13 protein-coding genes and 1 pseudogene are annotated in these 19,479 nt (G+C 37.6%); 8 read left to right on the plus strand and 6 right to left on the minus strand.

The genetic code is table 11. From position 1 onward, the window contains the following. Positions 1 to 128: 128 nt before the first annotated feature. The 5 genes and pseudogenes from QUE35_RS00520 (at position 129) to QUE35_RS00540 (ending at position 8,954) form a co-directional block, all read left to right on the plus strand. Positions 129 to 2,348: a cation:proton antiporter gene (locus tag QUE35_RS00520; RefSeq protein ID WP_022599607.1), complete on the plus strand. Its 2,220-nt coding sequence runs from the start codon at positions 129 to 131 to the stop codon at positions 2,346 to 2,348. Positions 2,349 to 2,421: 73 nt separating this feature from the next. Then, positions 2,422 to 3,944: pseudogene (guaA, locus tag QUE35_RS00525) on the plus strand (glutamine-hydrolyzing GMP synthase). A gap of 252 nt (positions 3,945 to 4,196) precedes the next feature. After that, on the plus strand, positions 4,197 to 5,477 hold the full coding sequence (locus QUE35_RS00530) for a DcaP family trimeric outer membrane transporter (protein WP_031258067.1): 1,281 nt from the start codon (positions 4,197 to 4,199) through the stop codon (positions 5,475 to 5,477). Between the two features lie 247 nt (positions 5,478 to 5,724). Next, positions 5,725 to 6,525, plus strand: a complete 801-nt coding sequence (locus QUE35_RS00535; protein ID WP_022599603.1) for a polysaccharide biosynthesis/export family protein — start codon at positions 5,725 to 5,727, stop codon at positions 6,523 to 6,525. Between the two features lie 11 nt (positions 6,526 to 6,536). Further along, positions 6,537 to 8,954, plus strand: coding sequence for a GumC family protein (locus QUE35_RS00540; protein WP_022389940.1), 2,418 nt, complete (start codon positions 6,537 to 6,539; stop codon positions 8,952 to 8,954). A gap of 62 nt (positions 8,955 to 9,016) precedes the next feature. Here the strand turns inward: QUE35_RS00540 and QUE35_RS00545 are convergent, their stop codons facing one another. The 4 genes from QUE35_RS00545 to fusA2 all read right to left on the minus strand — a co-directional run bounded on the left by QUE35_RS00545 (position 9,017) and on the right by fusA2 (position 14,064). Then, on the minus strand, positions 9,017 to 9,280 hold the full coding sequence (locus tag QUE35_RS00545; protein WP_022599601.1) for a GNAT family N-acetyltransferase: 264 nt from the start codon (positions 9,278 to 9,280) through the stop codon (positions 9,017 to 9,019). A 79-nt stretch (positions 9,281 to 9,359) separates the two neighbouring features. Next, positions 9,360 to 10,070, minus strand: coding sequence for a response regulator transcription factor RprY (rprY, locus tag QUE35_RS00550; protein WP_009317155.1), 711 nt, complete (start codon positions 10,068 to 10,070; stop codon positions 9,360 to 9,362). Between the two features lie 2 nt (positions 10,071 to 10,072). Further along, the gene (locus QUE35_RS00555) at positions 10,073 to 11,635 is read right to left on the minus strand and encodes a sensor histidine kinase (protein WP_022599600.1); all 1,563 of its coding nucleotides are present in this window, start codon (positions 11,633 to 11,635) and stop codon (positions 10,073 to 10,075) included. Positions 11,636 to 11,907: 272 nt separating this feature from the next. Beyond that, a complete protein-coding gene (gene fusA2, locus QUE35_RS00560; RefSeq protein ID WP_009317153.1) occupies positions 11,908 to 14,064 on the minus strand; it encodes an elongation factor G2 in 2,157 nt (718 codons plus the stop codon). Positions 14,065 to 14,246: 182 nt separating this feature from the next. Here fusA2 and hemW point away from each other — a divergent pair, with 182 nt between their 5' ends. The 3 genes from hemW (at position 14,247) to QUE35_RS00575 (ending at position 17,541) form a co-directional block, all read left to right on the plus strand. After that, positions 14,247 to 15,374, plus strand: coding sequence for a radical SAM family heme chaperone HemW (gene hemW, locus QUE35_RS00565; protein WP_022599594.1), 1,128 nt, complete (start codon positions 14,247 to 14,249; stop codon positions 15,372 to 15,374). A gap of 241 nt (positions 15,375 to 15,615) precedes the next feature. Beyond that, entirely contained in the window at positions 15,616 to 16,515 is a 900-nt protein-coding gene (locus QUE35_RS00570; protein WP_022599592.1) for a DUF2156 domain-containing protein, read from the plus strand. Between the two features lie 12 nt (positions 16,516 to 16,527). Further along, positions 16,528 to 17,541, plus strand: a complete 1,014-nt coding sequence (locus tag QUE35_RS00575; RefSeq protein ID WP_022599590.1) for a GNAT family N-acetyltransferase — start codon at positions 16,528 to 16,530, stop codon at positions 17,539 to 17,541. A gap of 9 nt (positions 17,542 to 17,550) precedes the next feature. On the opposite strand, the gene QUE35_RS00580 is transcribed toward QUE35_RS00575, so the two are convergent. Both QUE35_RS00580 and lgt read right to left on the minus strand, forming a co-directional pair. Then, positions 17,551 to 18,483: a YeiH family protein gene (locus QUE35_RS00580; protein ID WP_009317149.1), complete on the minus strand. Its 933-nt coding sequence runs from the start codon at positions 18,481 to 18,483 to the stop codon at positions 17,551 to 17,553. 3 nt (positions 18,484 to 18,486) lie between these two features. Further along, on the minus strand, positions 18,487 to 19,347 hold the full coding sequence (lgt, locus tag QUE35_RS00585; protein WP_009317148.1) for a prolipoprotein diacylglyceryl transferase: 861 nt from the start codon (positions 19,345 to 19,347) through the stop codon (positions 18,487 to 18,489). Positions 19,348 to 19,479: the final 132 nt, after the last annotated feature.

The raw sequence follows: 19,479 nt of genomic DNA on the forward strand, positions 1-19,479 counted from the left end.
CGAGAGATAAAGAATAGCAGTTTTCTGCTTTTTTGTTTGAAGATTAACTGTTTTAAATTTATTCGGAATGGGAAATTTTAAACAGACTCTGAAAAATGATAATTATTTAATTTTATAGTTTAAAGAACATGAATCATTTAGATCCGTTGATTTCAGATTTAGCTTTGATTCTTATGCTGGCAGGAATAACAACGTTGCTTTTCAAATGGATGAAGCAACCGGTTGTTTTAGGCTATATTGTCACCGGTTTTCTGGCAGGACCGCATTTTTCATTTTTCCCTACTGTAACCGATGTTGCTAATATCGATATTTGGGCGGAAATAGGAATTATCGTTTTGCTGTTTTCTTTGGGATTAGAATTCAGTTTTCGGAAGTTGGTCAATGTCGGAGGTTCTGCGGTAATAACGGCATTAGTGATAGTTGTCGGTATGATGTTATTGGGATATGCTGCCGGACGCTTGTTGCATTTCACATATTTGGATAGTATTTTTTTAGGGGGAATGCTGTCGATGTCGTCTACGACGATTATCATCAAGGCATTTACCGATTTGAATATGCGAAAACAACAGTTCACGACAATTGTGTTTGGCGTGTTGATCGTAGAAGATATGTTTGCCGTTTTGATGATGGTACTTCTTTCTTCTATTGCCGTAAATAATGAGCTGGAGGGCTCGGAACTGATTTATAGTATATTGAAGTTAGCATTTTTTCTTATAACATGGTTTTTGATTGGTATTTTTGTGTTGCCCACTTTTTTGAAAAAAGCCCGACGCTTTCTTAATTCCGAAACGCTGTTAGTCGTTTCTATGGGGTTGTGCCTGGGAATGGTCGTATTAGCATCTTATGCGGGCTTTTCTTCTGCTTTGGGGGCTTTTGTCATGGGTTCTATTTTGGCCGGTACGAATGAGGCTGAACGAATTGAGAAAGTAATGCAACCGGTTAAAGACCTGTTTGGTGCTGTATTTTTTATTTCTGTCGGGATGCTTGTCAGTCCTGAAGCCTTGGTGCAGTATGCTATTCCTATTATTATTCTTTCATTGGTGGTAATTGCCGGACAAATATTTTTCGGAACAAGTGGAATGTTGATCTCCGGTCAACCGTTGAAAATTGCCATAAAATCGGGATTCAGTCTTTCCCAGATCGGAGAGTTCGCTTTCATTATTGCAACTTTGGGAATGTCTCTGAAAGTGATCGACGGATTCCTATATCCGATCGTCGTTGCCGTATCGGTTATAACGACTTTTACAACGCCTTATTTTATAAAGCTTTCTGATCCGGTTGCAAATTGGGTGGAGAAACATTTGCCCGCAAAACTGAATTTTATCCTTGAGAGATATAGTGCAAACGCTTCGGCTGTACAACCTGAGAACACCTGGAAGCGGGTACTGGGAGTTTATTTGGGTAAGATAGCACTTTATTCGACTATTCTTGTCGGGATTATTTTACTTTCGCTTACTTGGTTCTTGCCTTTGATGAAAGAACTGATCCCCTCCGTATGGGGAAAGTATATCGGTGTAGGGATTACGCTCTTGGTAATGCTTCCTTTTCTTTGGGCGTTGACTATGAAACGAATAAATAGTCGGAAATTACTTACTTTAGAAGAAAATAAACGGGCGAATCAAGTTCCTCTTTTCTTTATGGTTATATTCCGGTTTTTTATAGGTTTGGGATTTGTAATTTATTTTTTGTCAGTTGCTTATTCTCAACGTACCGGAGTTTTGTTGGGTGTAGTTTTATTTGTTATCGTTATGTTGCTGATGTCGAAAAGGCTGCAACGACAAATCGTTTCTCTTGAAGGAAAGTTTATGGATAATCTGAATGAAAGGGAATTACGTCGGACGGGTAGAAAGAATAATTTGGTGCGCAATATGCATTTAGCCCATATGGAAGTGAATGGAGAATGTGCATTTATTGGAAAACGTTTGGAGGATGCAAATATCCGTAAAGAATATGGTGTAAATATCGTAAGTATAAAAAGAGGATTAAAACGGATAAATATTCCGAAAGGGGATAGCCGTCTTTTCCCGGGAGACGTCGTGAGTGTGATCGGTACAGATGAACAAATACAGAAGTTTCTCGATGCTGTAGAACCGGAAGAAATTTCTGTAGATGAAACAGAAAACGAAGAACATTTTGAACTTGAACGAATAGTTATTCCGAAAGATTCTCCGTTAATTGGAAAGACGATCGCCCAATCGGGAATCAGGGAAAAAGATTCTTGTCTTGTTGTCGGAGTAGAACGCATGGACGGTACATTTTTGGCTCCGACCGGGAATATTGTTTTGAAGGAGACGGATATGTTGTGGATTGTGGGGACAAAAGCCCGGATTGAAGCATTGCTGAAATAATAGTAGTTGCGTATTTACCTCTTTATAATTACATTTGTATCACGAAAAATATAATAATTTATATACACACTTTATGCAGGAAAAAATTATAATTCTTGATTTCGGTTCGCAAACGACTCAGCTTATAGGACGGCGTGTGCGTGAATTGGATACTTACTGCGAGATTCTTCCGTATAATAAATTCCCTGAAGACGATCAGAATATAAAAGGGGTGATTCTTTCGGGTAGTCCGTTTTCTGTTTACGATAAAGATGCCTTCAAGGCCGATTTAGGCAGAATATGGGGAAAGTATCCTATTTTGGGAATTTGTTATGGTGCTCAGTTTATGGCGTATAGCAATGGCGGAAAAGTAGAACCGGCAGGAAGTAGAGAATACGGACGGGCACACTTATCTTCGTTTTCCAAAGAAAATAAGTTGTTCAGAGGAATAAAGGAAAATACGCAAGTCTGGATGTCTCATGGCGATACGATAACCTCGATTCCTTCAAATTTTAAAATAATAGCTTCTACCGACGAGGTAAAAATTGCGGCTTATCAGGTAGAGAGCGAAAATATATGGGGCGTACAATTTCATCCAGAAGTTTATCATACCGAAGAAGGAACACAATTGCTTCGTAATTTTGTCGTAGAAATTTGCGGTTGTAAACAAGACTGGTCTCCCTCGTCTTTTATTGAGACTACGGTGGCACAGTTAAGAGAACAGTTGAAGGATGATAAAGTGATTCTCGCTCTTTCCGGAGGAGTAGATTCTTCTGTTGCTGCAGTTTTATTAAATAAAGCGATTGGCAAGAATCTTACCTGTATTTTTGTAGATCACGGTATGCTCCGGAAAAATGAGTTCGAAAATGTGATGCGTGATTACGAGCATCTAGGATTGAATGTGATAGGAGTGAATGCACATGATAAGTTTTTCGGAGAATTAGCAGGCGTGACAGAACCCGAACGTAAAAGGAAAATTATCGGAAAAGGATTTATCGATGTTTTCGATGAAGAAGCTCGTAAAATCAAAGATGTGAAGTGGTTGGCTCAAGGCACGATTTATCCGGATTGTATCGAATCTCTTTCGATAACGGGAACAGTGATAAAGAGTCATCACAATGTCGGTGGTCTTCCTGAAAAAATGAATCTGAAATTGTGCGAGCCTCTACGTTTGTTGTTTAAAGATGAAGTTCGTCGGGTTGGTAGAGAATTGGGTATGATGGAACATTTGATTACACGACATCCTTTCCCGGAACCGGCTTGGCCGTTCGTATCTTGGGAGATATTACACCCGAAAAAGTTTCGATTTTACAAAATGCCGATGATATTTTTATTCGCGGACTTCGTGAGTGGGGATTATATGATAAAGTTTGGCAAGCAGGAGTTGTATTGCTTCCGGTACAATCGGTTGGTGTGATGGGAGATGAACGAACCTATGAGCGAGCTGTCGCTTTACGAGCCGTGACATCTACAGATGCAATGACTGCCGATTGGGCAAAACTTCCGTATGATTTCCTTGCTAAAATATCGAATGAGATTATCAATAAAGTAAAAGGCGTGAACCGTGTTGTTTATGACATTAGTTCTAAACCGCCTGCCACGATCGAGTGGGAGTAAAGATGATAAGCAGGCTATCTAGCGAATGAAAATAAGCTGGAAGAATATATAAAGGTAGCTTGATATATTTCTTTATCAGAAAATTTAAATAGGTTTTTAAAACAGTGTGTCTTGTATTTTTATATAGAGGACACACTGTTTTTATATAATATTTAATAGCAATGTTATATCTAATATTGAGATAAACATTTCTGTGTTTAGTATTGTTGTTTTTATCGGATCGTCCAAAAAGGTCTGGTAAAAATTACAATTATGGAGAAAATATTTAGAATCTGTTTTATTGCAGTTTTATTGGGGTTGTTTATGCCTGTTCATGCACAGAAAAAAAAGATGTCCCCGTTATTTAATGATGATTTTATTATACTTACGGGGAAAAACGGACCGAGTTGCAAAGACATTGTCAATATATTCAGGGAGACAAGGTCTTTACATTTTCAAGATCCGGATGCTCCGCGTTTCCTTTTAGTAGATCAAAAACATCAGATGGCTTTAGGTATCGGAGGATATGTGAGACTTACTACATCGTATGATTTTCGAGGCATTTCGGACAATGTAGATTTTGTGCCTTATGATATTCCTACACCGGCAAATCCTGCCGAGAAGAGTCAGTATCAAATGGATGCTTCGACATCACGTATTTTTTTGAAATTGGTGGGAAACAATAAAGCTTTAGGAAAATTTTCCGCTTATATCGAAACTGATTTTCGGGGAGATCATCATACGTTAAGATTACGTCAGGCATATGTATCGATGAGAGGATTTTTATTGGGACAGTCTTGGAGTACTTTTTCTGATTTGGCATCGATCCCTCCGACAATCGATTTTGAAGGGCCTAATGCCAATACAACTTTGAGAAATGTTCAAGTAAGATATACCTATAATATAAATAAACATTGGCAGATAGCCATTGCAGCAGAAAATCCGAATCCGGATATTACTTATGGAACTTATTCCCGAAGTATCAAGCAGCGTATGCCGGATATTCCTGCTTATATACAATATAATTGGGGAGCTTCGAGCCATATTCGGGCAACCGGATTATTTCGAGGATTGAGTTATCGAAACATGGTTACGGAAAATAATCGGACGTTGGTGGGATGGGGTGCTCAATTGAGTGGACTGGCAACCTTGTTTCCGGGTTTTACATTTTATTATCAGGGAACGTACGGAAAAGGTATTTCTCAGTATATCGATGATTTAGATAGTAACAATTCAGATCTTGTCCCTGATCCATGCTCTGAAGGGCGTTTACAGGCTTTACCGGTTTTAGCCTTTTTAGGTGGAGTGAAATATGCTTTTACATCCAAATGTTTTGCTTCGGCATCTTATAGTCAGGTACGTTTATATTCCCGACATGGCTATTATGATGCAGAAGGTTATAAATATGGACAATATGCTGTTGGAAATGTATTTTGGAATGTGACACCCAATTGTCAGTTGGGCGTAGAATATTTGTATGGTCGTCGTATGAGTATGGATAAAAGTTGCGGTCATGCAAACCGTATTCAGGCAATGGTGCAATACAATTTTTGATAATGTTTATCTTTCATGATTCTTCAGATATATTAATATCCATAAAAAACAGCTTTGGAAAAACTTCCCAAAGCTGTTTTTTATGGATATTATTGGTTAATAATACTCTATTTCGTATCTTTGCGGAAAGGGATTATTATTTTGTTTTTTTAATTGCAGGTCGTTTAGCATTTCTTAGGGATTGTTTTGCTAATATCTGATCTGATAATTGGTGTTGTATCTGTCCTATATATATATTGGTATTGGAATGAGAAAAGTAGCTCTATTTGCTGTTCTGGCAATATTTTTAATGTCTTGTAGTGAAACCAAGCGTGTTACTTATTTACAAAAGGTCGAAAGCCTTCCTGTAGAAGTTTTACAGCAAAAGTCTTTGTTGGCAGATCCTCGTATTGTTCCGGGAGATTTGTTATCTATCTCTGTGGGGTCGGATAGTCCGGAATCCGTATCGATTTTTAATAAGCTATCTTCTTCTTCAGGTACTACCGAAAATGCGATGACTTCCTCTTCTGTTTCCGATAATTCGACCTATCTTGTCGATAATAAAGGAATAATTGATTTCCCGATTATCGGTAAATTGAATGTCGGGGGAATGACCCGTACCGAAGCCGAAGAGTTTATAAAGTCTAAGATATATCCTCAATATGTAAAAAAAGAACCGACAGTAACTATTCGTGTCGAAAACTTTAAGATTGCCGTATTGGGCGAAGTGAAAGCTCCGAGTATTTATAATGTTCCGAATGAGAGAGTTTCCGTATTAGAGGCTGTTGCGATGGCCGGAGACTTGCAGCTTACCGGACGCCGGGATAATGTGCTATTGATTCGTTTTAAAGGTGATGGTTCTAAAGAAGTAGCTCGCATCAATCTGAATGATCCGAATTTGTTATTCTCTCCATATTTTTATTTACAGCAGAATGATATATTGTATGTCGAGCCGAACAAATCGAAGGCCCGGACTGCTTATACCGTACCTCCGATGCTGACCTTAAGTTTGAGCATTCTTTCCACATTATTGGGAATTACTAATATTATAGTTACATTAACTCGTTAATACAGTTTTGAATGGATTCGAAGGATATTCTCTCACAAGAAGAAGGGCAAGATAAAGCAGTCGATTTTAGAGAAATACTTTTTAATTATTTGGTTCATTGGAAATGGTTCGTTGCCAGTATTATAGTGGCGATGGGTATTGCTTTTTTCATCTTGGCACGTAAAAATAATGTTTATACGGTAACGGCCTCTGTTTTGATGAAAAATGATAAGAGCGGTGCTACTCCCGATATGTTGATGATGGAGAGTTTGGGAATGGCATCCGTTAAAAACAATCTTGAAAATGAAGTTGAGATCATGCGTTCCAAAAACGTGATGCTTCAGGTTGTCATGGATCTGGAGTTATATACAAATTATGTAATGAAAAAAGGAATGCGTAAGATAGACCTCTACAAAGATACTCCGATAGAATTATCTATTGATAGTGCAACAGTGAGGAGTTTAGTATTTCCGATAACTATACATGCCGTTCCGAAATCAAGTGAAGATTATGATGTAAAAGTTTCTTACAATGGAGAAAACAAGTCATTAGTTTTGACAGCTAACCCTTTGCCGGTAAATATCGGGGATATTTCATTCACTATGACCCGCAATTTTGCTGTACAACTTCCTGAAGAAGATATTATAATTACTGTATCGAATCCGAGAAATATGGCGAATTATCTTTCGAAAGCCATTGTTGCAGATGCATTGAGCAAGGGATCTACGATATTGACTCTTTCATTGAATACTTTTAATATTGCGAAGGCTAAAGACGTACTTAATCGTGTCGTATTTTATTATAATGAATTAAGTATGGCAGAGAAGAATCGAGTAGCATTGAATACAGAACGATTTATCGATGAACGTATTGTCTCTATATCCAAGGAATTAGGAAATGTTGAGAAACAGGCGGAAAATTTCCGAAAAGCACATAAGTTGACAGATGTGAAGAATGAAGGAGAGAAGTTCACGACGGAGTTATCGGAGACCGAAAAAAAATTATTCGAATTGGAGACGCAGTTAAATCTGGTCGATTATGTAGATCAGTTTGTTTCCAATAAACAACATGTGTATACGCCTATTCCTTATTTGGGTATTACTGATGCCGGATTCTCCGAATTAATTAATAAATATAACCAAATGCTGCTCGTTCGAGAACGTTTATTACGTTCTTCTTCTGAAGATAATCCTTTGATTGCAGATATAAACCATGATATATCTGATTTAAGAAAAGGTGTTTTGAGTGGTATAATTTCTGTTCGTAAAGGATTGAATATAGAAAAAAAAGATTTGCAGGCTAAAAATCGTCAACTTAATAATATGGTAGCGTCGGTTCCTGAAGTTGAAAGGGAATTAACGGAAATTATGCGCCAGCAATCTATTAAAGATAAATTATATGTTTTCCTATTAGAGAAGAGAGAAGAGAATTCCTTAAATAAGACGTTGACAGTCCCTGTTGCCAGTATTGTCGATACTCCCGATGTGACAGGAGGTCCTGTCGAGCCTAATAAACCTAAGACTTTTTTGATTGCATTTGTTTTTGGTCTTTCGATACCTGCATTATTTATCTTTTTAAAAGATATGTTCAATGTAAAATTTAAAGATCGTATGGATGTAGAGCGTTTGACTTCTGTCCCTGTTTTAGGAGAAATAGCAAAGAACGATACTGGCGATCAGTTTGTCGTAAAGGCAAAATCGACAGCTCCCATTGTCGAATTATTTCGGCTGGTTCGAAATAGTTTGCAATTTATGTTGAATGAACCGGACAAAAAGGTAATAAATGTTACGTCTACCGTGACACAAGAAGGTAAGACATTCTTTTCGATGAATTTGGCTTTGAGTTTTGCTTTGACAAACAAAAAAGTGATATTGGTGGGTTTAGATATTCGTAGGCCTCAGTTGAAAAAACATTTTTCTATTATGACGAATAAAGGGATCACCTCATATCTTTCAGGTCAGGAAACTGATTTAGACGGATTGATAGTTCCTTCCGGCATGTCTGAATATCTCGATCTATTACCCGCCGGTCCTATCCCTCCTAATCCGAATGAATTGCTTACAAATTCTCGTTTAGATCAGGTGTTTGAGATATTGCGTGAAAAATATGATTACATTATTGTCGATACTGCTCCGGTCGGAATGGTTTCAGATACTTTTTTGCTGAATCGTTTGGCAGATGTTAACTTATATGTTACGAGAGCTAATTATTCTTCGAAAAAATATTTGGCATTACTGAATAGTTATGTAGCAGATAAAAGACTGACGTCAACTTATTTGATCGTTAATGCAGTCGATATGCAGGCTCACTCTTATAGTTATAGAAAATATGGTTATGGCTACGGTTACGGGTATGGCTCTAAGTATAGTTATAGTTCTGCTTATGGTTATGGCGGAAATGGTAGCGATGAGAATCAGAAAAATAAAAAGAGGAAGAAGTGTTGGTTTTAGGAAATATAATCCGGAACATGAAGCTGGTAAAAATAAGGGTGTACAAAATTGTATATCCTTTTTTATTGATCTCTGTATTCTGGGTGTCTCTGTAACCAAATTATGGCATAACTGCAAGTTGCTGACGGTTTGAGACAGTTGTTTATAGCATAGTCGTACGCCGCTTTTACCAGTTGTGATGCAACTCCTTGTCCTCCGATTTGAAAGGGAACTACGGTATGGAGTATATCGAGCTTTCCGTTTCTAATTTGATAGGAAACATATCCGGTATAGCCGTTGATTATCATACTGAATGTTTTTCGATCTGGGTCATGAATAATTTCCATTTCTTTTTTATTATGATTATGAAAAAACAGGTTGCTTTAAAGCAACCTGTTTAATTAAATTGTTGATATAAAACTTTCCTTATTTAGTCTTGACTTCAATTTCCGGAGCAATGAGTTTATACCCTTTACCGTGGATATTGATAATTTCGATCGAAGGATCATCTTTCAGGTGTTTACGTAATTTAGTGATGTAAACATCCATACTGCGGGCATTGAAATAATTGTCATCGATCCATATTGTTTTCAATGCAAAATTACGTTCCAAAATCTCATTTACATGAGCGCACAAAAGACTTAGTAATTCTGATTCTTTTGTCGTCAGTTTGGTTACTTTATCACCGATAGACAAAACTTGTTTCTGAGTATCGAATGTAAAGTTTCCGATTTTGTACATAGTAACTTCTTTTCCTTTTTTTCCTTTTACCCGGCGCAAGATAGCTTCAATTCTGAATACCAGCTCTTCCATACTGAAAGGTTTGGTAATATAGTCGTCAGCACCGATTTTGAATCCTTCGAGAATATCTTCTTTTAGCGATTTAGCAGTCAAGAAAATAATAGGTACTTCACTGTTTATGGTACGAATCTCTTGGGCGAGAGTGAAACCGTCTTTTTTAGGCATCATTACGTCCAGTACACATAAATCGTATTTACCTTTTAAAAAGGCTTTATATCCGCTTTCTCCATCTGAGAAAAGATCCGCTGCATAACCTTTTGCTTGCAAATATTCTCTTAACAACATGCCAAGATTTTCATCATCTTCGCATAGTAATATACGCAATCTTTCTTCCATAATTATTTGTTTTTTATTAGAGGTAATATAATTATAAATTTTGTTCCTATATTCAGTTCGCTTTCTGCACGGATTGTTCCGTTCAGATCGTGTATGATCTTATGCACGTATGCCAGTCCTAAACCGAATCCTTTGACATTATGCACATTTCCGGTCGAGACACGGTAGAATTTTTCGAATATCTTTTTCAGGTCTTCTTTTTTAATACCTATTCCGTTGTCTTGAATCGATATTTCGACCTTATCGTTGTCTAAAATACGGGTTCGTATGAATAAGGACAACGGAACATCTTCCCGTGCATATTTTACTGCATTGTCCAATAGATTGAAAATTACATTCGTAAAATGCATTTCATCTACTTTCACCCATGCATCTTCTGCCTCGAGATCGGCTTCTATCGTACCCCCGTATTTTTCAACTTTCAGTTTGAATGTACTCATTACGCTGGTAATAATACCATTGACATCTACCGTATTGAGCTTCATCATGGTTTTTTGTCTTTCGAACATAGACATTTGTAAAACTTTTTCTACCTGAAAGCGAAGCCTTTTCGTTTCATCGTTTATAACACCTGATATATGTTGAAACATCTGTGGACTTTTAGCTACTGCCGGATCTTTCAGCATTTGTGCTGCCAAAGAAATCGTAGAAATCGGAGTTTTAAATTCATGGGTCATATTATTGATGAAATCATTCTTCATTTCAGTCAACTTCTTTTGCCGGAATGCGGTTACGATAGTAAAAATAAAAGTAATCAACATTACCATCGTAAAGGCAAAAGAGGGGATCATAAATCGTATCGAACTGAAAATATAATCGCTTTTTGTCGGAAAATAAACTTTCAGATAGTTGAGTCGGTTCGGCGGATCGTTCGGAAAAAGAATCTGAGTGAATAGTGCCGATTCTTTTTGGGGTGCATACTCTGGAGTATTGTAAACCGTTTTTCCGTTTTTATTGATAATTGCATATTGAAACGGGATGTTCAATCCGTTATTTTGCAATTCCGATTTCAGATAATTTTCGATCTTTCTTGCGTCGACCCGCTCCATAATCGGTTTATTGCTCGCAGTACTTAAAATGTTAAGTATTACCTCATCCAATAATCCTTTTTGGTAAAGATACTGTCCTTTCAGCATCTCTTGCATCCCTCTGTATGTTTTAGTTATCGAGTTATTGTCCTCTTTAGGAGTAACTGATACTTTAGGCTGCATCATTATCGTGCTCGTCAGTTCTTTAAAGCTGAAATTTGATACTGTGCCGTCAGGAGAAACAATAGAAAACTGGTGGTGTGTTGAAATTACATCTTTACCTAAAGTTTTACTAGTACCCCGTTCGAATGAGAGCAGACGCTTCTGCGTTTCTTCGATATCTTCGGCCAAATAACGTTTTGTCTCATCTTGTTCTAAAGTTGTCGACACATCGTATAGGCTGCGTTTTACCGCTTCGGAAAATTGCTCGTTCCTCATCCTCACCATATTTTCCATATAGCTGATCTGCATATAGAGCAACCCGATAAAGGTAAGTGCCATAATTGCTGCCAATAACCATATTGTCGATTTCTTCATAATCGTTTATCCGGTAAATTATTTTTTATAGAGCTTGATTCAGTAATTTTTTTTGAATTTTGCCCTTCATTCCCCAATATTTTCAACATTTTTATTAGATAAACAACCTTGTTCGCTTTTTGTTTAACAGAATAATGAATTTTTTTAGGAATTCTCTGTTTAACATTTCAGTGCGAATTTAACATATAAATGTTTACAAACAAAAAGTCGTCAAGCTATTGACGACTTTTTATTAATATTTAACAATATCACTGTTTGAATTTTCAATATCATTATTCTGTACCTTGTGAGGCCTCATATGCTTTCAGCAATTTTTCTTGAATGTCGGACGGAACTAATTCATATGATGAATATTTCATTGTGAAAGATGAACGACCTCCAGTAATAGAACTCAGTGAAGTAGAGTAAGATGCCATTTCTTTTAAAGGTACTTTGGCACTGATTTTTTCAAAACCTTTTTCACTCGACATACCCATGATGATTGCCCGGCGTCCTTGCAAATCACTCATGACGTCACCCATTTTATCCGATGGAACTAAAACTTCAACATCATATATAGGTTCTAGAATTTTAGGTCCGGCATTTTTGAATGCTTCGCTGAACGCATTTCTTCCGGCTAAACGGAATGAAATCTCATTAGAATCTACAGGGTGCATTTTTCCGTCATAAACACATACTCTGACATCACGAGCATAAGAGCCGGTTAGAGGCCCTTGTTCCATACGGTCCATTAGTCCTTTTAATATAGCTGGTAGAAAACGTGCATCGATAGCACCGCCTACAATACAATTAACAAATACGAGTTTACCTCCCCATTCAAGATCAATTACTTGAGTATCCCGTACATTCATCTTATATTCTTGATTATTGAAACGGTAGCTTTCCGGAGCAGGCATCCCGTCGTAATAAGGTTCTATAATTAAATGTACTTCTCCGAATTGTCCAGCTCCACCCGATTGTTTTTTGTGACGATAATCTGCTCGGGCAGCTTTAGTAATCGTTTCACGATAAGGAATTTTCGGCTCTTTATATTCGACAGCTATTTTGTCGTTATTTTCAATACGCCACTTTAAAGTTCTTAAATGAAATTCTCCCTGTCCCGAAACTATAGTTTGTTTCAGTTCTTTAGATTGTTCTATAATCCAAGTCGGATCTTCTTCGTGCATTCGGGTAAGAATTTCACTTAGTTTTTCGGCATCGGCTTCATTAACCGGTTTTATGGCTCTTTGGAATTTCGGATCTGGGTATTTTACGAAGTCAAATACATACTCGCAATTTTTATCATCGAGTGTATTTCCTGTGCGTACATCTTTTAGTTTGACTGTCGCACCGATATCTCCGGCAACCAGTTCTTCTATTTTTGTTCTTATTTGTCCGCATACGCAGAACATTTGGGCGATACGTTCTTTTGTCCCGCGATTTATATTTTGCAGGTCGTCTCCTTCCTTTATAGTACCGGACATTACTTTAAAGTAAGAGACTTCACCGATATGGGGTTCTACTGTTGTTTTGAAAAAATATAAACTTGTGGGGCCTTTCGCATCGGGAGCTACTTCAATACCATCAGTTGTGACCGGTTTGGGCATTTCACTTACAAACGGGACTACGTTTCCGAGAAATTCCATCATTCGGCGCACTCCCATGTCTCTTAATGCACTGACACAAAATACCGGAAACATACTACGGGTAATTAGACCTTTCCGAATACCCTCACGCATTTCATCTTCGGTCAAGATTCCTTGGTCAAAGAATTTTTCCATGAGTCCTTCATCATTTTCGGCTGCAGCTTCTATTAGTTTCTGATGCAGGTCTGCTGCTTTTTCTTTTTCTTCGGCAGGAATCTCCAGAACTTCAGGAGTTCCGCCTTCCGGTTTCCATTTATACATTTTCATTTTCAGAACATCTATCATTGCGTTGAATGACGCCCCGCAGGAAATCGGATATTGTATTTGTACTATTTTGTTTCCGAAAGATTCTCGGAGTTGTTCTATGGTGTTGTCGTAATCGGCTTTTTCTCCATCTAATTGATTCATCGCGAAGATTACCGGTTTATGCAAAGTCTCGGTATATCGAAATATGTTTTGAGTACCGACTTCAACACCGTATTGAGAGTCAATAACAATTACACCGGTATCGGTAACGTTGAGAGCAGTAATAGCGCTTCCAACGAAATCATCAGACCCCGGACAGTCGATGACATTGAGTTTTTTCCCTAAAAATTCGGCATAAAAAACGGTGGAAAACACAGAATAACCATACTCTCGTTCCACCGGGAAATAGTCTGAAACCGTGTTTTGAGCATCTACGGTTCCTCTACGTTTTATAACCCCACACTCGAAAAGCATAGCTTCTGCAAGTGTGGTTTTCCCAGATCCTTTACTACCCAATAGGGCGATGTTTTTAATCTCATGAGACTGATATACTTTCATAACGGTCATGATTTAAGGTGAGACAATCAGTGATTTCCCTGTGAATTTTTCACAGAGCGTTCGCAAATTATATAATTAAAATGAAAAAAGCAATCTGCCGCACTGTGTTAGAAAACAGTGTTTTTGAACACTGATCATTTTTGTTCTTTAACTTCTGAAAAATATTATCTTTGTTTATAATTATGGCAGGACTCTATATACATATTCCTTTTTGTAAAAAACGTTGTATTTACTGTGATTTTTATTCCAGTATTGATATGTCTCAGAAAGAGAGGTATATTCGGGCATTAAGTAGAGAATGGCAAGGCCGGTGTACGGAATTGGGAAATGTAAATATCGATACGGTTTATTTAGGTGGCGGAACACCGTCACAGTTGTGTATTTCAGAATTAGACTCTTTGTTCGATAGTTTAATCGGTATTGATTGGGGACAATGTAAAGAAGTTACTATCGAAGTTAATCCGGATGATCTTACAAAAGATTATGTCGGAGGGCTTGTGTCATTGCCGGTGAACCGGATTAGTATGGGAATTCAGAGTTTTAAGGATTCAGACCTTCTTTTTTTAAATCGGAGGCATACCTCTTTGCAAGCTGTTAATGCAGTAAAATTGTGTCAAGATGCCGGGTTCGAAAATTTGAGTGTTGATTTGATATATGGTTTGCCGGGGCAGACATTAGAGTCTTGGGAACAAAATGTGAAGATGGCTATAGCTTTGAAAGTTCCTCATATATCGGCATATAATCTGATTTATGAGGAAGGGACGGGACTTTCAGAATTATTGAGAAAGGGAAAAGTTCGGGAATGTGACGAAGAGCTTGCCTTACAGATGTTCGGATTATTAATTGACATGTTGGAATATGAAGGGTTCGAACATTATGAGATTTCTAATTTTGCCTTGCCCGGACGCTATTCGCGTCATAATACTGCATATTGGCAAAATGTACCTTATTTAGGTATCGGGGCTTCAGCTCATAGTTATAACGGTTATACTCGCTCATGGAATGTGCCCGATTTGAGACAGTATTGCGATAAAATAGAATCGGGAAATATGGCATATACTTTAGAACAATTGTCTTTTGATGATCTGTATAATGATTTTGTCCTGACTTCTTTACGGACAATGTGGGGACTTGATCTGGACAAAGTCAAGTTTTTGTATGGGAATGACCGTTATATGTACTGTTTACAACAAGCCTTGATTCATATCCAATCCGGCAATTTGATTATGTCAGGGAAGCATTTACGCCTTACCCGGAAGGGCCTTTTTATTTCCGACACGATTATGTCAGATCTTTTTTATGTTGATTAAAAAAGGCTGTTCGATCTATTTTATTAGGGATAGGATAAAATTGGTTTTCAAAAGATTCCAAATTATTTAATCGTATTTTAACATGATAGAGAGGAGATGAGAGGCATTGTGCATCATTTGGAATCGGGTGGCTCGTTAATAATTTTCTATAAAATTTGAACGGGCTTTTGTTGCGATTCAACAATTCATCATAAATTCGTGTTATTAAAAAAACGTATGAATAATAAGTAAAGAGAAACAGATGATACCTTTTAAACCGATTACTTTGTCCGATAAGAAAGAAATAACAACATATACGTTATCCAGTAATTCCCGGAATTGTGATTTTTCTTTTGCTAATATGTGCAGTTGGCGTTTTTTGTATGATAGCGAGTATGCCATTATTGACGACACGTTGTTGATACGCTTTTATATAGAAGATCGCCGTCCTGCATATATGATACCGTTGGGGAACGGATCGTTGGAAAAAATGATAAATTTATTAGACGATGACGCCCGTTCTATGGGACATACACTTTGTTTGTTGGGAATAACTCCGGAAGCTAAAAATCAGCTTGAAAAAATTCTCCCTGGCAAGTTTCGTTTTATCCCTGAACGAGATTATTTCGATTATATCTATTTACGTTCCGATTTAGCGTATTTAGTCGGTAAGAAATATCAGCCGAAAAGAAATCATATTAATCGATTCCGGCAAGAGTACGATAATTATCGTTATACCCCTCTTACATTGGATATAATTCCGCAGTGCCTCGAATTGGAAACAAAGTGGTGTAAAGAGAATAATTGTTCAGATAATGAAGATTTGTTGAATGAGCGCCGTTCAATGACTTATGCACTGCAACATTTCGAAGAACTAGGTATTATGGGAGGAGCTATTTGGGTAGGAGGTGAGATCGTGGCATTCACTTTTGGTGCGCCTATAACCCATGATACTTTCGGGGTACATGTTGAAAAAGCCGATACGGATATTGAAGGAGCTTATGCCGTGATTAATCAAGAATTTGCTCAACATATTCCAGAACAATATATTTATATTAACCGAGAAGAAGATTTAGGTATTCCCGGATTGAGAAAAGCCAAATTATCTTATCATCCGACTATCTTATTAGAGAAAAATGTTGCAATTCTTCATCATGTATAAAAATAATTTTTTATGATTGATAAACAGCAAGTTGTCGATTTATGGCAAGAATGTTTCAATGATTCTGAAGCGTTTGTCCGGCTCTATTTTTCTACGAAGTACACAGAAGAAAACACTCTTGTGCATATTGAAAACGGGAAAGTACTGTCGGCTTTACAGATGTTGCCCTATTCGATGACTTGTTGGGGAAGAGAACTTCGTATCTCTTATATTTCCGGAGCTTCGACTTGGCCGGAAGCAAGAGGGCGGGGACTGATGAAAGATTTGTTGACAGAAGCTTTTAGAGTAATGAGATCGAGAGATGTTCATTTCTCTACACTGATTCCGGCAGAATCATGGCTTTTCGATTTTTATAGAAGACTCGGTTACGGGACGGTTTTCCATTCTTGTATGAAGAATTATGAAGTTACCCCTATCAAAAAATACCCTTTGTCTCATAGTTATTCTGAAGAAGAACTATATGCTTATTTTATGATTTCTATGGAAAAAAGACCGTGTTGTATTCAACATTCTTTTCAAGATTTCCAGATTATTCTTGCAGATTTATATCTTGCGGGTGGAAAAGTATTTGCGGTTTCCGGAGATAGAGGGCATATAGGAGGATTGGCCTTAGTCGTTCCGGATTCCGGAAAGGTTTGGATAAAAGAGTGGATGTATGATAATGATGAAATGAAAAAAAAGCTGCTTTTCGAAATAGAATCTCTCTATCCCCGACATGAAATTGTTTCGATCATTCCGGTTTCGCATGAAGAAGGGACTCCTTTCGGTATGATGAGGATTATCGACGCTTCTATGATTTTGCAGTATTATGCCGCGGCATATCCGGAAATTGATATGACTATTTCTCTTAGGGATGAACAGATACCTTCGAACACGGCAACTTATATATTAGAAAAGGGCTTTTGTAAGAAAAAGCCCTTTCAATGCGACAATGTCGGTTTTATATTTTCACCGGCAAAACTTGTTGAGAGAATATTTTCTAATAAATCTTGCCCCGTTCCATGTATGTCTTTAATGTTGAATTAGCGACAGAATCTAAATATATAATACGACGGTAAGACTCATCAGCCCTATAAATATCCACAACATAACTCCCTGTACAAGTGGTTTTATACCTACATGTTTTAATACTTGACGAGACAATCCCGCTCCGATAAGAAATAGTGTGACAGTCAGACCTTTCTTGGCTGCCCATACTATACTGCCGCTGATATTCTCGGGAATGGACAGATAAGTATTAGCGATCATGGCTAATACGAAAAAGAGAATAAACCAAGGAATAGATACCTTATTCGATTTTTCTTTGAAAATAAAAGTTGTAACAAATGCTAACGGTATTATCCAGAGAGCTCGGGTAAGCTTTACCATAGTGGCGACTTCAAGGGCTTTTTGCCCGTATGCTGCTCCTGCACCGACAACAGAACTCGTATCATGTATGGCTATTGCCGCCCAAAGTCCGAATTGTTCTTGAGTCATGTTTAACAAGTGTCCTATCGGAGGAAAAATAAAAAGGGCGATAGCATTGAGGATAAATATTGTTCCTAAAGACACCGACATTTGATTGTCATCTGCACGAAGCACCGGAGCTACTGCAGCGATGGCACTACCTCCGCATATTGCAGTTCCGGAAGAAATTAAATAAGAGGTTTTCTTATTTACGTGCAACCATTTTCCGATCAAAAATCCGATGATCATAACCGATGCTACCGAAACGATAGTAAAAATCATGCCTTCTTTCCCTGCCTGTAATGATTCATGAAGGTTCATCCCGAAACCTAACCCGACAACCGAAAACTGTAATAAATATTTAGATGTTTTTTTGCTGAATTTGGGATAGGGTTGTCCTAATGTCAAAGCGAACGCTAATCCTATAAATAATGCGATTGCAGGAGTGACCTGTGGTAAAAGACACACTAAAAATAATACGATAAACAAAGGCTTATCGTATTTCTTGAAAAAATTGTTCATATTCTATTTCTGTTTAGGCTTAATATTTTCAATACGGCCGGAAACAATTGGTTGTTTCATAGCTCTGATAGCCAAATAGATACCGGCTAAAACAAATGGAATGCTCAATAACTGTCCCATATTGAGTATCATATTTTCTTCAAAATCTTCTTGATTGTTTTTCAAAAACTCGATACAGAATCTGGACAGGAAAATTCCGATTAAAAACACTCCGAAGATAAGTCCCGGACGGTCTCCCGCATTCCGTTTCCAATACATATACATCAATAAAATAAAGACAATAATATAACATATCGCTTCATATATTTGAGTAGGGTGGGACGGAGCAGTGAAAATCGGTTCTGCACCTAAATAGTGCCATTGATGAAGGTTTTCAATAAACCGGAATCCCCACGGCAGATCGGTCGGGTGACCAAAGATTTCATGATTCATCAGATTTCCCGTACGTATAAGCGCACCGACAAGGGCAACCGGAATTACGAGACGGTCGAATGCCCATAACGGATTGCGATGAGTTACTCGCTTGGAATAGATCAATAAAGCTATAATGATACCGATTGCACCGCCATGACTGGCAAGTCCGCCTTCCCATATTTTAAAAATATCTAATGGATGGGCTGAGTAATATTCCCATCCGTAGAAAAGGCAATGTCCGAGCCGTGAACCTATGACTGTCGCGATGACTACATAGATAAAGATTTTATCGCACCATCCGGCAGGGGCATTGTCATGCTTGAATATTTTATCTTCGATTTGGTATCCTAACAGAAAACCGATGGCAAAAAATAATCCGTACCAACGTATTTCTCTTGTAAAAATAGTAAAGATTGCCGGATCGACAGTCCAAGTGACAACATCTAACATCTGATCGTTTGTGTTTGATTTTGTAAAAAAAGCCTTGTCAATATCTATTTTATTGACAAGGCACAAAGGTAAGAATATTTTCGTAAGAATTTATATTTTAGTACCCGTATAAATTTATACAAGTCAGATTTG

This window comes from Coprobacter fastidiosus, from assembly GCF_030296935.1.
GTDB lineage: Bacteria > Bacteroidota > Bacteroidia > Bacteroidales > Coprobacteraceae > Coprobacter > Coprobacter fastidiosus.

Excerpts from the sequence above, each read along its gene's own strand:
- QUE35_RS00520 (WP_022599607.1), top strand. The coding sequence starts at position 129 with ATGAATCATTTAGATCCGTTGATTTCAGATTTAGCTTTGATTCTTATG.
- QUE35_RS00530 (WP_031258067.1), top strand. The coding sequence starts at position 4,197 with ATGGAGAAAATATTTAGAATCTGTTTTATTGCAGTTTTATTGGGGTTG.
- QUE35_RS00535 (WP_022599603.1), top strand. The coding sequence starts at position 5,725 with ATGAGAAAAGTAGCTCTATTTGCTGTTCTGGCAATATTTTTAATGTCT.
- QUE35_RS00540 (WP_022389940.1), top strand. The coding sequence starts at position 6,537 with ATGGATTCGAAGGATATTCTCTCACAAGAAGAAGGGCAAGATAAAGCA.
- QUE35_RS00545 (WP_022599601.1), bottom strand. The coding sequence starts at position 9,280 with ATGGAAATTATTCATGACCCAGATCGAAAAACATTCAGTATGATAATC.
- rprY (WP_009317155.1), bottom strand. The coding sequence starts at position 10,070 with ATGGAAGAAAGATTGCGTATATTACTATGCGAAGATGATGAAAATCTT.
- QUE35_RS00555 (WP_022599600.1), bottom strand. The coding sequence starts at position 11,635 with ATGAAGAAATCGACAATATGGTTATTGGCAGCAATTATGGCACTTACC.
- fusA2 (WP_009317153.1), bottom strand. The coding sequence starts at position 14,064 with ATGAAAGTATATCAGTCTCATGAGATTAAAAACATCGCCCTATTGGGT.
- hemW (WP_022599594.1), top strand. The coding sequence starts at position 14,247 with ATGGCAGGACTCTATATACATATTCCTTTTTGTAAAAAACGTTGTATT.
- QUE35_RS00570 (WP_022599592.1), top strand. The coding sequence starts at position 15,616 with ATGATACCTTTTAAACCGATTACTTTGTCCGATAAGAAAGAAATAACA.
- QUE35_RS00575 (WP_022599590.1), top strand. The coding sequence starts at position 16,528 with ATGATTGATAAACAGCAAGTTGTCGATTTATGGCAAGAATGTTTCAAT.
- QUE35_RS00580 (WP_009317149.1), bottom strand. The coding sequence starts at position 18,483 with ATGAACAATTTTTTCAAGAAATACGATAAGCCTTTGTTTATCGTATTA.
- lgt (WP_009317148.1), bottom strand. The coding sequence starts at position 19,347 with ATGTTAGATGTTGTCACTTGGACTGTCGATCCGGCAATCTTTACTATT.